The sequence below is a fragment of the Pseudomonas sp. 24 E 13 genome, from assembly GCF_900004715.1.
GTDB classification, from domain to species: Bacteria; Pseudomonadota; Gammaproteobacteria; order Pseudomonadales; family Pseudomonadaceae; genus Aquipseudomonas; species Aquipseudomonas orientalis_A.
Genome location: NZ_CVTO01000155.1, coordinates 1 through 14,573, shown reverse-complemented (window position 1 = coordinate 14,573; position 14,573 = coordinate 1). Strand labels below are relative to the sequence as shown.

Here is a 14,573-nt window from a genome sequence, read left to right as displayed (position 1 = left end):
GCCGTCAGGGCGGAACCCTAAGTGGCCGTTACCGCAGAAACGGATATGTACTCGGTCCAATCCAACATCCCGGCCAGCCCCGAGGCCGCCATCGGGGGCAAGCCCCCTCCCACAGTTGGCTCTCCATACCCCTAGACCAACCGCGCACGCCGAGCCTTGAGCCCCGCCACCAGCGACGGCGCCAACGCCACCATCGCCGAGCCCATCACCACCACCAACGCGCCAAAATACCCCAACGCGTTGATCGCTTCGGCCTGCACAAACTCCGGCCACAACCACGCTGCCAGTGCCACCGCCACAAAGGTCACCAATGGCGTCAAGGCCAGGGTCGCACTGACCCGCGACGCCTCCCAATGCGCCAGCGCTTCGGCAAAGGCGCCGTAGGCCACCAGGGTATTCATGCAGCACGCCAGCAGCAGCCAGCCTTGCAGCGGGCTCAGTTGCAGCGCCTCCAACGGGTGCGCCCAAGGCGTCAGCAACACCGCACATGAGAGGTAGATCACCATCATCACCTGCAGCGAATTCCACACCGTCAGCAACTGCTTCTGACCCAAGGCGTAAAACATCCAGATGGTGGTCGCCAGCAGGACCGTCAGCACCCCGGCGGTGTAAGTCCCCATCGATGTCAGCAGTTCCACCAGGCGCTGGTTGAAAAACAGCCCGAAGCCGATGATCAACACCACCAACCCCACGCCCTGCCCAAGGCTGAAACGCTCCTTGAACACAAACACGCTGGCGATCATCAGGAAAATCGGCCCCATCTGCACCACCAGTTGCGCGGTACCGGGGCTGAGCATCTTCAAACCCACCAGATACAACACGTAGTTGCCCACCAGCCCGCACACGGCCATCGCCACCAGCCAGCCGCCCCTGGGGCCAAGTACCCGGCGGCTGGGCAAGCGCCGCGTGAACGCCAGATAGATGAACAGGCAACTGCCCGCGACGATCAGGCGAAACCAGGTCACCGTGATCGGGTCCATCACCTGCAGTACCTGTTTGAGCTTGATCGGCAGAATGCCCCAGAGCAGCGCGGTCAACAGGGTCAGGAGAAAACCGTAGACCCAGCGGCCCGAAGAGATGTGCATGAGTGCCCCAGATGCCAGAGGAAGTGGAACCGGCATTCTAGGGGCATGCGGTGCGCTTTGGGTATCACGCTGTGTTCAGGGCACGCCCATCACCAGTACCCCGCTGCCGCTGATGGCGCCGGCGGACGGCAGCGAGCCGGCTCGACGTACCAGGGAAAACGTCACGTCATCGGCGCCCGAGCTGTTGGTGATGCGGGTCAGGAACGAACCGTTGACCGGTACGGCGGCCCCGTTACGCACCAGGGCCGTACCCACATCGGCATTGGTCATCAGCAGCAGGCGCGAATCGAACCCGGTGCGGGTGCCTTTGTACGTGATGGTGATGGGTGTGTTGATACCGCCGTCCGGGCAGGAATAGGTAAGCCTGCGATTGCTGACGATGGACGTTGTCAGCGGGTCGGTGCCTATCCCCCGTTGGTGCACATTGCCAAAATTGATCTCGATGGGAGTGTTGTTGTTGATCGTGCAGGTTGATGGGGAAATATCGAAGTTGTTGGCGGCGGTATAGGTGAGGGTCAGCTGCGGTCGGCTGGCGTCCCAATTGTTCGAACTGGTAAGACGCAAAAGCCCCAAATTGTCGCCTGCCCGAATACTGATCGGATTGGACGGAAAGTTACGCACCAATATGTACGGGGTGATATTGATCGGGTAAGCCACCCCGTTGTTGGGCATGGTCGCTACTCTCAAGCCAGAGAGCACCGGGGTATTGTAGAACGACCCATTGATGCGCAAGCCAGTCCCTTGGCCGCTGAATTTCGGCCCGGGCGTCCAAGGTGTGCCTGACGCGTTCCCGGTAGCCCAGTAGTCCTCTCCCCACGCCGGGCCCTGCCCTGGAGAGTACCGACATTCCAGACGCGCCCCTTCCATCATGATCCGGGTACGGTCTGCACTCAGCGTCACCGTGACCGGGACCTGCATGTTGGGATTGCCGGTAATCCACCCGCCGCCATTAATGCGGCAATCAACGGCAATTGCCGTCATGCTCACACTCGTCAGGGCAAGCACCACCATGACGCCAAATAGTCGTTTCATCTTGAACTCTCTCGAACATCTGAAAAAAAGTGCGTATCCCCCTGTGCTAGCGGGCGTGGTCTTATGCATCAGGGCACTCCCATCACCAGCACACCGCTCCCGCTGACGGCTCCGGCGGCCGGCAGCGACCCGTTGCGTCGAACGAGAGCAAACGTCACATCGTCCCCGCCTGTGCTGTTGCTGATATGTGTCAGGAACGAACCATTCACAGGTACCGCTGAACCCGCGCGGACGAGAGCCGTGCCCACGTCCGGATTGTTCATCTGCAACACACGTGAATCGAATGACGACGGGCTGCCTTTGTAGGTGATGGTGATGGGTGTATTAATACCGCCTTGCGGGCAGGAATATGTGAGCCTGCGGTTGCTGACGATGGATGTTGTCAGCGGGTCAGTCCCGATGGCTCGCTGGTTGACGGGGCCGAAGTCGATATTGATCGGATTGTTGTTATTGATCGTGCAGGTGGATGGAGAGATGCCGAAGTTATTCGCGGCCGTGTACGTGAGCACCAGCCGTGTACTTCCCGAACTGTAATTATTGGTCTGCTGGAGGTTCAACGCGCCCAGGGTATCCCCTATCCGAACCTCGATAGGGTTGCTCGGATCGTTACGCAGCAAAATGTAGGGGGCTATATTGATGGGATACCCCCCACCGTTGTTTGGCATGGTCGCGATCCGAATATCGAACGGCACCGGGGTGTTATAAAACGCGCCGTTGATACGTAAGCCGGTACCCTGCCGGGTAAACTTCGGGCCGGGCACCCAAGGGGGGCCGGCCTGTGCAGAGGTTCCCCAAAAGTCTATGCGTGTAGGGTGGGCAGGCGAAGGAGTGAATCGGCACTCCAACCATGCACCTTCAAGGATCAGGCGAGTGCTGTCCGAGCCTACTCGGACGGTGACAGGGACCTGCAGGTTGAGAATCCCACCGTCGCCAACATATTGCCACCCACCGCCATTAACGCGGCAATCAGCCGCTCGTACGGTCGTGGCCACACTCAGCAGGACAAGAAGCACCATAGCGCCATAAAGTCGTTTCATTTTAATCTCTCGTTGCTCTGCTCTCCCCAGCCAAAGCCTATGGATAGTCCAGCGTAAAAGTTGAGGTCACCGTGTAGGCACCGTGCCCGATGGTTTGATCCTTGATGGCGGTCGGCTCGCCCTGCACGTAAGCCTTGAGTTCGATGGCATTGCTGCCGTCGCTCAACACCTGTTTGTCGCTGACGGTATTCAAGGGCAAGGGTTTGTCGCTCAGGGTTTCCATGCCGACACCAATGCCCGAGGCACCGCTGCCACCGTCCAGCGCGAGCAAGCCGCGAAGCTCTCTGTTCTCCGTACCGCCGAAGGTGATGGTCACCGAGTTGCCGATCGTGGTATCGCAGTCTTCCAGGTGCAGCTTGAAACGCTTACCCACCGAGCGCGTGTTGATATAGAGGTACTTGCTGGTGAGGTCCCAGAGTTCCAGCGTGATGGCCTCGTCGCCGGGGCGCAGGGTGCAGGCCTCTTCAACCAGATTGCCTTTGAAACGCAGATTGTCCGCCGCCTGCCCCACGGGGGTCAGGCCGACGGCGAGCAGAACGGCCAGGCCTGCCTGTTGAACCCTTTGATATCGCATCGAATAAGCTCCTACTGGTATTCGGCCAACAACGTGGCCACCGCCGTGAACCTGGCGGGAGGCAACGTTGCTCCGGGCTGTTGCACCGGCACTACCTCAAGGGTCGGCGGTGACGACAAGGTGATGTCCATGGGCGTATTGAGTGCAAATGGCAGGTTGTTCTGAAAAACCCGGATGCCCAACGCAGGCACGCTGGTCTGCACCGCTGAACCGTCGAACGCCGTGGGCGTGCCGTTGACGCTCAGCTTCAATGCCCACGGCAGGGTGTCGGCGCCGCAATTGATGACGTAGCCGACGCCTCTGCGATACCTCACCCCATCGACGCGTTTTACCCCGACATCGCCAAAGTCGATCTCGATGGTGTTGCCCGCATCGATCGTGCAGGGAGGCGGTTCGTTCAGCGTTCCACTGAACGTCAAGTTGGCCGACGCGCCACTGCACAGGCCGATGGCACACAGGGCGAGTAGCGCTCGCGGCTGCCAAGCTGTCATGGGTCGTTCCTCTTTTTATCGGTAACCATCATTGGTAATCGACCACCAGGGTCGCGGTCGCGTCGAAGGCCCCGCCGGTCAGCTGGCTGCCCGCACGTTTGACCGGCACCGCCTGCACCACGGGAAAATTGGGGTAGGTAAAATTCACCGCGGTATTGAGCGGCCAGTCAGCGCCATTCACGAACAGCCGCACGCCCAGGTCCGCCTTGCGGGTGGCGAGCGCGCGGTTGTCAAACGCCGCCGCCGTGCCCTTGAGCTCCAGACTCAACGCATTGCTGAAGGGCGAATCACAGGTGACGGTATACGGCACCCCTCGCCGGTAATTGACCCCATCGACCCGTGACGTCAGCAGGTCATTGCCGAACGGTACGTCGAGCGTGCTGCCACCGTTGATGACGCACGGCGGGGGCGCGATGATCACCGCGCGAATGGTCAAATTGGTGTCGGCCTGCAGGCCCTGGCTGACCGCCAGCAACACGCCGGTGGCGATCAAGCCGATTGATTTAGCCATCGTTGCACCCTTACTCATAAGTGAGCCTGAAATCCACCACCGCCCTGAATGCCCCGCTGGTCAACGGCGCAGCGGTGCGCGTGGGCCGTACATGCCAGGTCTGGGTATTGCGGCCCACGGGCAAAAACAGCGGCTGGCCCCTTGAGCCCAGCTGCACGTCGCGACCGAGGGCATCGGTCAACTGCAGGCCCATGCCGGTAATGCCCTGCACTCTGACCAGGCGTGGATCGTCGGCATCGGCCGGCGCCTCGAACGTGACCGACAGCACCGGTTGGTAAGCGCTCCAGGTCAGGTTGCCCGTACGCTCATTGCGTATACGACCGGCGGTGCGCAGGCAGTCGGTGAAGCGCAGCTGAAACGCCTTGGGCGTCGCCTGGTCACCGGGCCGTTGCAACTGGCTGGTCGACACGGCCTCCAGATCGACGGTCTGGTGCAGCGAGGTCATTTCCAGGCTGCACGGCGACTCATGCATGGACCCGAGCACATTCAGCATGCCGCTCATGCCTTCGATATCCTCCTCGTCAGCGGCCTGTGCGCCCATGGCCAAGGCCCATAACAGGCCGCCCAGCACTTTCACTTTTTGCGACGTCATGACGTTCTCCCGCACCATTACTCATTCGCCGGCGCGGCCTGCCGGTTCACTGTGCAAGTGTCCCCCGTGCAGGTGAAGGCCAGGAGCGGGCGACCGCCGTAGTCGTTCACATAGGCCAGATAAGGGCTGCTGCCCAACGCCTTGGCGGTGGTGCCCAAGGCCAGGGTGCCTTTGGGGGGAACCATCAGCGGCACGAAACCCGGCACGGTTTTGCCGTCCTTGCTGTCCCGCGCATCCACCAGCGTCACGTAATACGGCGTAGGGTTATTCACCCGGTATTGATCGCCTTCACGGGTCAGGGTCAGTTTTTCCTGCCACGGGTTGGACAAGTCCTGTTGGCTCGGCTCGATGGCTTGCGGGCGGTAGAACAACTTGATGCGGGTCTGCAGCGCGATCTGCAGGGTGTTGGACTTATCGCTGCGCGGCGGAATTTCCCTCAAGTTGAAGTAGTAGACCGTCTCGCGATCCTGCGGCAGCGCCTTGGCCGCCGGCAACGCCTGGACCTTCACCTGGCTTTGTTTACCCGGCTCCAGGCGTTGGACCGGTGGCAGCACAATCAACGGCGTGGTGATTTTCTTGCCGGTTTCATCCTCGATCCAGCCCTGGGCCAGATAGGGCAACTGGGTATTGTTGTTGGTGATATTCACGCTGGTGGCGTCTTTGCCACCGTCGAAAATCACACGGGTACGGTCCAGGCCCACGGCAGCGTTGGCGTTCTGGCTCAAGGCCAGGGCCAACAGCGCGAAGGCTGGGAAGAGGCGACGTGTAGTAGGCATCATGAGGCTGTGTTCTCCGTATCGATAGGCGTGCCGGACAGCCCGGCGGGCTCGGGCAGGGATGGATCGGCGGCTACCGGCTGGCAGCGCAGTTGCAGGGCATCGGTCAAACCATCGGCAGGCAAGGTGGCCGGCAGCGTGAGCAGGCACCGCGCGTCCCCGCCCCAACTGACGGTCATCTGCTCGCCGGCCTGAATGCCGCTCAAGTAGACTTCGCCGCCGTCATTCACGATGCCGGTGTCCTGTTGCTTGAGGTTCTGCACCGTCGCGCCGAAAGGCGGCGAACTGCCATCCGCCAGGCGCAGCACCGCCATGGCCTTTTCACCGGCAATCACATCCAGCGAGCGATAACCGATCGCGCCTTCGGTGAGGGTCAATTGCGTGACGGATTGAGTGGCTTCGACATTGCTCGGCAAACGCTCCAGATCAACACTGGCGGCAGTGCGCTGATAGCTGCTGATGTCCGAAATCACCGCTTTGCCGAAGGCATTGCTGCGGGTCGGCGCGCCATAACCGCGCACCGGCACATCGGGCACACCGGCGGTATCGACCATCAGGCGGGTGCCGCCTGTACTGGTAGTTCGATGAAGCGCCGCACCCTGGGCCGTGAGCGTGGCACCGCCGCGCGCGGAGACGCCGAGGCTGCTGGAACCGCCTTGCTGCCTGCTGGCGCTCACATCGAGGTCGACGTTGTCGCCCATATGGCTCAGGTATCCGCTGGCGGAGGTGTCGCTGGCACTGAGCTGGTAGCTGTTGCGCTCATCGAGGCGATCGCTGTAGCGCGAGGTAAAGCCGTTTTTGCCGGCGGCTCGATTGGCGTCCAGCGACAGCGTGCCGGTACGCCCCAGCGGCAGGCTGACCGTCAGCGCCATGCCGTTGTCCTTGTAGTTATATTCCTGGGTGCGGTACATGTTCAGGGACAGGCTCATGTTCTTGACCGTGCCCACATTGAAGTAGCGCGACAGCGACATGTTCCAGCGGTGCGTGTCCGGCCGGTCCCAGTAGGTTTGCTTGTTGTAGCTGGCGTAGACAGTGGCGCCCAGGTCACGAAACTGCTTGTTGACCGTCACCGTGTACAGCGCCTTGCTGCCACCGATAGGCTTCCAACCCTCGTTGAGGTCGCGATAATCCCCTCGCCCGCCGAGTTCGCCGTTCAACCCGTAATGCCGGGCATCCAGGTACTCACTCATGCTCAGGAAGTTCTTCTCGGAAAAGCGGTAGCCGGCGAAGGTCACCTGGCTGTCGTACTCTTCGAAGTTCTTCGAATATTGAAGGCGGTAGGATTTGCCCGAGAGCGTCTCGTTCCATACGTTGGCACGCGACTGCGTGACATCCAGCGAGACGGCGCCGAACGCCAGCAAGTCCCGCCCGGCGCCCACGGATAACGCCCGATAGTTGTTATCGGTGATACCGCCACCGAACAACGACCAGCCATTGCTCACGCCCCAGGAAAACTCTCCGGTACCGAAGACGGCACCATCGGAGCCCGTCTGAAGGTTGGACGGTCGCCCGCTTGCCAGCTTGTAACGGACCTGGCCCGGGCGCGTCAGGTAAGGCACGCCGGCCGTATTGAGTTGGAAGGTATGGACCGAACCGTCCTGTTCTTCCACCCGCACATCCAGCTTGCCGGTCACCGCATCATTGAGGTCCTGAATGCGAAAGGGGCCCGCCGCAACCAGGGTTTCGTAGAGCACACGGCCCTGCTGGCTGACGATGACTTTGGCGTTGGTCCGGGCCACACCGACCACTTCCGGCGCATAACCGCGCAAGTTGGGGGGCAGTTGGCTTTGATCCGAGTTGAGTGCGGCGCCGGTAAAGCGGAAGCTGTCGAACAGGTCCGAATACAGATAGTTCTCACCCACCACCAGGCGCGCCTGCAACGCGGGAATGGCGCGATACGCGTAGTAGCGGCTCCATTCCAGCTTTTGCGGGCCGGCGGCCTCCTGCCGACCGCTCTCCACACGCCCCTGCCAATCCGCCCTGAGCCGCCAGGCACCGGCATTGGCGCCCACGGTGCCATTGCCGCTGAGGTTTTGCCGCCGGCCATCGTTGCGCTGGTAATTGGACTGCGCCGTCAGGCTGTAGTCCACCAGCAGCCCCGGCACCCCTTCATCCCATCGGGAAGGCGGGTCCCAATTGATAGCGTTGTATTCAAGGTAGGCCTGGGGCACGTTGATGCTCAGGGTAGAGGTGGCCAAATCACCCCTGACCTCCATGCCGGGCAAGCTGGTTATATCCAGGCACTCGCCGTCCTTCCACCACAGCCGTTGGCCGGCCGCGGACACTTTCAGCCCCAGTTGTTCAACCAGACTGCTCGACAAACAGGCCTGGCTGCCCTTGGGGTCGTTATCGGGGGGATAGAACGCCACCGATTGCTCAGCAATAGGCTGGGCATTGAGGTGCACGGCCATCGAGTAAGTGCCCGGCAGAATGAATCCACTGCGCGCAAATTGAGACAAGTCAATATTGGCGCGATCGCTCAGGTCGAGAACGTCGGTATTGAACTCGATATCCCCAGCGCCCATCGCCGTGCCTGCCAGTGACATCAACCCGCCGAACAGCCCGGGACGCAGCGTTTTTTTGATCTTCGACGTATTCAACATGCAAGCCTGTCCATCACTGTTCAAAAGTATTCCAACTTGAACCGCACTGCGGCACTGTGAGCCCCGACCACCAATGGCAAGCCGTTGCCGACCAGGAAAAACCGGTAGTTGAGTGTCATGTCACCTTCGGCCAGCGGAACCGGCGCCATGCGTTGCCCCGGCAGGCTCTCCTGGCCGGCGGCGTCGATGATGTGCAAGGCCACCCCCTGGGAGTCGCCAGACACTGCGAAGGAGAGCCCTGCCCTGTCGGTAGGGCCTTCGAACGTCACGCGCATGTGCTCCCAATCCGGCAGGCTTGCACCTGGGCGCGAAGGGTCCGGGCGGCTCAACGAGCAATTGACCAGACGCAGTTGAAAGGGATGGTCTTCGCCCCGCGTGTTGCGCAACAGCCGCCCCACCGGCTCGGGCGGCATCTCGATGGTTTGATCGATACTGGCAAGCTCCAGCCCGCAGGCGGAATCAACCACTTCCCCTCCCAGCAGCACGACCCCATCGCCTTGCGCAGTCGCCTGGGCGACGGCACAAGGGCTGATGAGTGTCGTTAATGAAGAGGCGATAGCCAGACGTATGAATGTGTTCACCTGGATCTCCCGTCAGCGTCCCCCCGCCACACCGGGTGGCGGGGGTGAAACTTACTGATAAGCCAAAGTGAAATTGGTGACCGCGCTGAAGTCGCCGGGAACGATGTCCCCAGTGGCGGCGCCTTGGACGTAAGCCCCGAATTCCAGCGTGTTATCACCCACGCTGATGACTTGCGGGGCGGTAGGAACACCCAACTTAACGAGGGCACCACCATGGGTCATCATGATGCCCAGGTTGCCCGCACCGCCGACCGTACCGATCGCGCCGGGCACTACCGTGGAGGGCGCGCCGGTGAAGGTCGTGGTGACAGTGTTGTCAGTGAGGCCGGCCAGGTCGCAACCTTCCAGTTCGATCAGCACGCGTCGGGCTTCCGATTTGCCACCCGCTTGCAACTGATGCTTTGCAATCGCACCCAGGCGAACGGTTTGGTCGACGGAGTCAGGCTTGATTGAGCAGGCACCCGAGTGGACCGACCCGATAAACGTCACCGTTCCATCCGCCCCGTGCGCCATCGACATCGAACCCGCCAGCAGACCGACAGACAACAGCACAGTTTTCATTTTGATTTTCATCTACAGATTCCCACTTACAAGTGTCATTAAGAGCCTTGCCACCGATTGGCGCAGGGCTGATTGAAAGAGCGGTTTGACCTATGCGTCGAAGGGAGTTCCTGAAGTGCTTTTCCAACTTCTTGTATTGCATTTCAGGATCACGCTCAACGCCGGGCAAGTATCCACTGCACACTTGAAGTCGTAAGCCAGCTCTTTCCCTTAATGGCGTAGCCCTTGTATATCAATGCCTGCAGGAAAATTATGGCAATTTGCCAAAACTTTAAAAACAGCTGAAGGAATAGGCCTACATCTAAGTTAGATGAGAATTATTTAACAACGGAGAGAGCTGTAAGAATAAGGCTACATGCACTTTAAAACAATAAACTTCACGGCGGCTTTGCAACTAACTATTTGACCGGCGAGCCGAGACATTCGCTGAACGACAGATGCAAAAAGGGGGAGCAAAGCTCCCCCCGTCAGCGTGTGTTGCAAGCGTCAAGCAAGGCCTAACGCACGGCCTCAAACAACCCGGTTGCGCCCATTCCGCCGCCCACGCACATGGTGACGATGCCGTAACGCAGGTTGCGCCGTTGCAACTCGCGCACCAGGTGTCCCACCTGCCGCGAGCCGGTCATGCCGAACGGATGGCCGATGGAGATCGAACCGCCGTTGACGTTGTATCTGGCGTTGTCGATGTGCAGGCGGTTACGCGCATACAGGCACTGCGAGGCAAACGCTTCGTTGAGCTCCCACAGGTCGATATCCGCTACCTGCAAGCCTTTGGCCTTGAGCAGCCTGGGCACCGAGAACACCGGGCCGATGCCCATCTCGTCCGGCTCACAACCGGCCACGGTAAAACCGCGAAAGAACGCCTTGGGCTTGAGCCCCAGCGCCAGGGCTTTTTCCAGGCTCATCACCAGGGTCATCGACGCACCGTCGGACAACTGCGACGAATTACCCGCGGTCACCGAACCGTCTTCGGCAAACACCGGCTTCAAGCCACTGAGGCTGGCCAGGGTGGTGTCGGGGCGGTTGCAGTCGTCGCGGTCGACCACGCCATCGAGCACCTGCACTTCACCGGTATTCTTGTCTTCGACTGTGTACTTGACCGCCATCGGCACGATTTCATCGTTGAACAACCCATCCGCCTGCGCCTGCGCGGTACGCTGCTGGCTTTGCAGGGCGTACAGGTCCTGATCCTCGCGGCTGACGTTATAGCGACGCGCGACGATTTCGGCGGTCTGGCCCATAGGCAAATAAATGCCGGGTACCTGCTCCTTGAGCAGCGGGTTGATCAGGTGGTCGGTGTTGACGCTTTTCATGGTCAGGCTGATGGACTCCACGCCGCCGGCGACAATGATGTCGCTGCAACCCGAAGCGATCTGGTTGGCGGCAATGGCAATCGCCTGCAAGCCTGACGAGCAGAAACGGTTGAGGGTCATGCCCGCCGTCCCCGTGCCCAGTTGCGAGAGCACCGCCACGTTGCGCCCGATGTTGTAGCCCTGGGCACCCTCGTTGGAACCGGCACCGACAATGCAGTCCTCCACCGTGGCCGGGTCGATGCCGGTGCGGGCCAGCAGCGCGTTGACGCAATGGGCCGCCATATCATCGGGCCGGGTCTGGTTGAACTTGCCGCGAAAGGACTTGGCCAAGCCGGTTCGCACACTGTCGACAATCACTACTTCACGCATGGGGCTACCTCGATCTTGTGGTTGTGGATCGAGAATAGAGCCGGGCCCGGCTGCCCGCGATGATCATTCACTGCATGGATGCAAAAGCATGGAGGCCTGTGTGAGGTCTACCTGATGCGCAGAGATCCAATGTGGGAGGGGGCTTGCCCCCGATAGCAGACTGTCAGTCGATGCAGTTGCAACTGACCCACCGCCATCGGGGGCAAGCCCCCTCCCACAGTTGGATCGAGTCAGGCTCAGGCTATTTCTTTTTCTTCTTGTCGTGCTTGTCGGTTTCGGCGAATGCAGTCTATCTAATGTGCACAAATCAAATGTGGGAGGGGGCTTGCCCCCGATGGCAGACTGTCAGTCGATGCAGTTGCAACTGACCCACCGCCATCGGGGGCAAGCCCCCTCCCACAGGTGGACCGAGTCAGGCCCAGGCTATTTCTTTTTCTTCTTGTCGTGCTTGTCGGTTTCGGCGAATGCAGTCTATCCAGTGTGCACAAATCCAATGTGGGAGGGGGCTTGCCCCCGATGGCAGGCTGTCAGTCGATGCAGTTGCAGCTGACCCACCGCCATCGGGGGCAAGCCCCCTCCCACAGGTGGACCGAGTCAGGCTCAGGCTATTTCTTCTCGTCGTTGTCGTGCTTGTCGGTTTCGGCGAATACAGTCTATCCAGTGTGCACAAATCAAATGTGGGAGGGGGCTTGCTCCCGATAGCAGGCTGTCAGTCGATGCAGTTGCAACTGACCCACCGCCATCGGGGGCAAGCCCCCTCCCACAGGTGGACCGAGTCAGGCCCAGGCTATTTCTTTTTCTTCTTGTCGTGCTTGTCGGTCTTCTCGAATGCGTCTTCCAGCGCTCGGTTGATGGTGCGCAATACCTTGACCCGCGCCCAGCGCTTGTCGTTGGCTTCCACCAGGGTCCAGGGCGCCACCTCGGTGCTGGTGCGATCAACCATGTCGCCCACCGCCGCACGGTAGTCGTCCCACTTGTCGCGGTTGCGCCAGTCGTCTTCGGTAATCTTGAAGCGCTTGAACGGGATCTCCTCGCGAGCCTTGAAGCGTTCCAGCTGAGTGTCCTTGTCGATGGCCAGCCAGAACTTGACCACGATCACACCGGCATCGCGCAGTTGCTCTTCGAAATCATTGATCTCGCCATAGGCGCGCATCCAGTCCGCCGGGGTGCAGAAGCCTTCGATGCGCTCGACCAGCACGCGGCCGTACCAGGAGCGATCGAACACGGTGAACATGCCCCGCGCCGGGATCTTCTGCCAGAACCGCCACAGGTAGGGCTGGGCGCGCTCGTCTTCACTGGGCGCGGCAATCGGCACGATGTGGTACTGGCGCGGGTCCAGCGCGGCCGCCACACGGCGGATCGCCCCGCCCTTGCCCGCCGCGTCGTTGCCTTCAAAGACGGTGACCAGCGCGTGCCTGCGCATGCGTTTGTCACGCATCAGGCCGGAGAAGCGCGCCTGTTCGGTAATCAGCTGTTCTTCGTAATCGTCCTTGTCCAGGCGCAGGCTCATGTCGAGGCTGTTGAGCAGGCTCATCTGGTCCACCGACGACGGCAGCGGTGCCGGGTTCATGCCACTGGCCTTGACCCTGGCCTGCTTCAACGCGCTTTGCAGGCCTTCGAGCAGGATCTTGCCCACGGTCAGCCCACGGTAATGCGGGTCGACGCCCTCGATCACATGCCACGGTGCGTAGTCGCGGCTGGTGCGGCGCAGCACGCGTTCACCAAAATGCACGAATTTGTCGTAGGTCTTGGACTGCTGCCAGTCCAGCGGGCTGATGCGCCAGCTGTGCAGCGGGTCATCGGCCAGGGCCTTGAGCCGGGCCTTCATCTGCTTCTTGGACAGGTGAAACCAGAATTTGAAGATCAGCGCGCCTTCGTCGCACAGCATCTTTTCCAGGCGCTCGGCACCGGCGATGGCCTGGTCCAGCCGCGCGTCCTTGATCTGCCCATGCACCCGGCCCTGCAGCATTTGGCTGTACCAGTTGCCGAAGAAAATGCCCATGCGGCCTTTGGCGGGCAACTGCCGCCAGTAGCGCCAGGCCGGCGGGCGGGCCAGTTCTTCGTCGGTCTGTTGGTCGAAGGTGCGCACTTCGATCAGGCGTGGGTCCATCCATTCGTTGAGCAGCTTGACGGTTTCGCCCTTGCCCGCGCCTTCGATGCCGTTGATCAGGATGATCACCGGGAAGCGCTTCTGCTGTTGCAGCTCGTACTGCACTTCCAGCAAGGCCTCACGCAGGGCCGGCACTTCGGCGTCATAGGTGTCTTTGTCGATGGCGTGACCGATTTCGGCGGATTCGAACATGGGCAGCTCCGTTTCAAGATGGCTCAAGACTAGCGGATTGGGCAACGACACGCGGGAGGAAATTCAACCGCCGCTTGCCGTGGATCAATTCAACACCGGTTGATCGGCTAGAATGGCCGCCTTGTCTTAACCTGCCGTTATTTATACGAGCCCCCATGACCCCGATCACCCACGCCCAGCTCGACTGGGACGACCAAGGCCGCCCGCACTCGCGGGTGTTCGATGACGTGTACTTCTCCGACCAGTCGGGCCTGGAAGAAACCCGTTATGTATTCCTTGAACAGAACCGCCTGCAGGCGCGTTTTGCGGCCTTGCCGGCCGACGGGCGCCTGGTGATCGGCGAAACCGGATTCGGCACGGGCTTGAATTTCCTGTGTGCCTGGCAGCTATTCGACCAACACGCGGTGGCCGGGGCACGCCTGCATTTTGTCAGCGTGGAAAAATACCCGCTCAGCCATGCCGACCTGCAACGCGCCCTCGCCCTCTGGCCCGAGCTGCAACCTTATGCCGAACAGTTGCTGACCCAGTACATCGCCATCCATCAGGGCTTTCAACGCCTGGTGCTGGACAACGGCCGCGTCACCCTGACCCTGTTGATCGGCGACGCCCTGGAGCAACTGCCGCAGCTGGACGCGCAAATAGATGCGTGGTTTCTCGACGGCTTTGCCCCGGCGAAGAACCCGGACATGTGGACCGCCGAGCTGTTCGCCGAACTGGCGCGCCTGGCCGCACCGGGCTCGACCATC

The 14,573-nt window shown here is 60.9% G+C and carries 14 protein-coding genes; 1 reads left to right on the top strand and 13 read right to left on the bottom strand.

The features are described 5' to 3' along the window. Window positions 1–131 precede the first annotated feature (131 nt). The 13 genes from BFP90_RS24405 to pap form a co-directional block, all read right to left on the bottom strand. Entirely contained in the window at window positions 132–1,085 is a 954-nt protein-coding gene (locus BFP90_RS24405; protein WP_065883282.1) for a DMT family transporter, read from the bottom strand. Window positions 1,086–1,160: 75 nt separating this feature from the next. Beyond that, window positions 1,161–2,117, bottom strand: coding sequence for a fimbrial protein (locus BFP90_RS24400; protein WP_065891664.1), 957 nt, complete (start codon window positions 2,115–2,117; stop codon window positions 1,161–1,163). Between the two features lie 68 nt (window positions 2,118–2,185). Beyond that, entirely contained in the window at window positions 2,186–3,154 is a 969-nt protein-coding gene (locus BFP90_RS24395) for a fimbrial protein (protein ID WP_065891663.1), read from the bottom strand. Between the two features lie 37 nt (window positions 3,155–3,191). Beyond that, on the bottom strand, window positions 3,192–3,728 hold the full coding sequence (locus BFP90_RS24390; protein ID WP_065883286.1) for a fimbrial protein: 537 nt from the start codon (window positions 3,726–3,728) through the stop codon (window positions 3,192–3,194). Between the two features lie 11 nt (window positions 3,729–3,739). After that, a complete protein-coding gene (locus BFP90_RS24385; RefSeq protein ID WP_065891662.1) occupies window positions 3,740–4,219 on the bottom strand; it encodes a fimbrial protein in 480 nt (159 codons plus the stop codon). 28 nt (window positions 4,220–4,247) lie between these two features. Beyond that, window positions 4,248–4,730: a fimbrial protein gene (locus tag BFP90_RS24380; RefSeq protein ID WP_065891661.1), complete on the bottom strand. Its 483-nt coding sequence runs from the start codon at window positions 4,728–4,730 to the stop codon at window positions 4,248–4,250. Window positions 4,731–4,740: 10 nt separating this feature from the next. Further along, entirely contained in the window at window positions 4,741–5,322 is a 582-nt protein-coding gene (locus tag BFP90_RS24375; protein ID WP_065891668.1) for a fimbrial protein, read from the bottom strand. A gap of 17 nt (window positions 5,323–5,339) precedes the next feature. Continuing rightward, window positions 5,340–6,101: a fimbria/pilus periplasmic chaperone gene (locus tag BFP90_RS24370; RefSeq protein WP_065898172.1), complete on the bottom strand. Its 762-nt coding sequence runs from the start codon at window positions 6,099–6,101 to the stop codon at window positions 5,340–5,342. After that, window positions 6,098–8,701 carry an outer membrane usher protein gene (locus BFP90_RS24365; RefSeq protein WP_170876039.1) on the bottom strand — a complete coding sequence of 868 codons (2,604 nt, stop codon included), beginning with the start codon at window positions 8,699–8,701 and terminating at the stop codon, window positions 6,098–6,100. The genes BFP90_RS24370 and BFP90_RS24365 overlap by 4 nt, the downstream gene beginning before the upstream one ends. Before the next feature lie 20 nt (window positions 8,702–8,721). After that, the gene (locus BFP90_RS24360) at window positions 8,722–9,282 is read right to left on the bottom strand and encodes a fimbrial protein (protein ID WP_065891659.1); all 561 of its coding nucleotides are present in this window, start codon (window positions 9,280–9,282) and stop codon (window positions 8,722–8,724) included. Between the two features lie 51 nt (window positions 9,283–9,333). Continuing rightward, entirely contained in the window at window positions 9,334–9,855 is a 522-nt protein-coding gene (locus tag BFP90_RS24355) for a fimbrial protein (RefSeq protein ID WP_240995392.1), read from the bottom strand. 485 nt (window positions 9,856–10,340) lie between these two features. After that, complete coding sequence (locus BFP90_RS24350) at window positions 10,341–11,525, bottom strand: thiolase family protein (protein ID WP_065898171.1); 1,185 nt, start codon at window positions 11,523–11,525, stop codon at window positions 10,341–10,343. 787 nt (window positions 11,526–12,312) lie between these two features. Beyond that, window positions 12,313–13,827 carry a polyphosphate:AMP phosphotransferase gene (pap, locus tag BFP90_RS24345; RefSeq protein WP_065883298.1) on the bottom strand — a complete coding sequence of 505 codons (1,515 nt, stop codon included), beginning with the start codon at window positions 13,825–13,827 and terminating at the stop codon, window positions 12,313–12,315. Between the two features lie 155 nt (window positions 13,828–13,982). Between pap and mnmD the strand changes: the two genes are divergently transcribed. Further along, a partial coding sequence (gene mnmD / locus BFP90_RS24340) for a tRNA (5-methylaminomethyl-2-thiouridine)(34)-methyltransferase MnmD (RefSeq protein ID WP_141688996.1) occupies window positions 13,983–14,573 on the top strand: 591 nt, incomplete at its 3' end.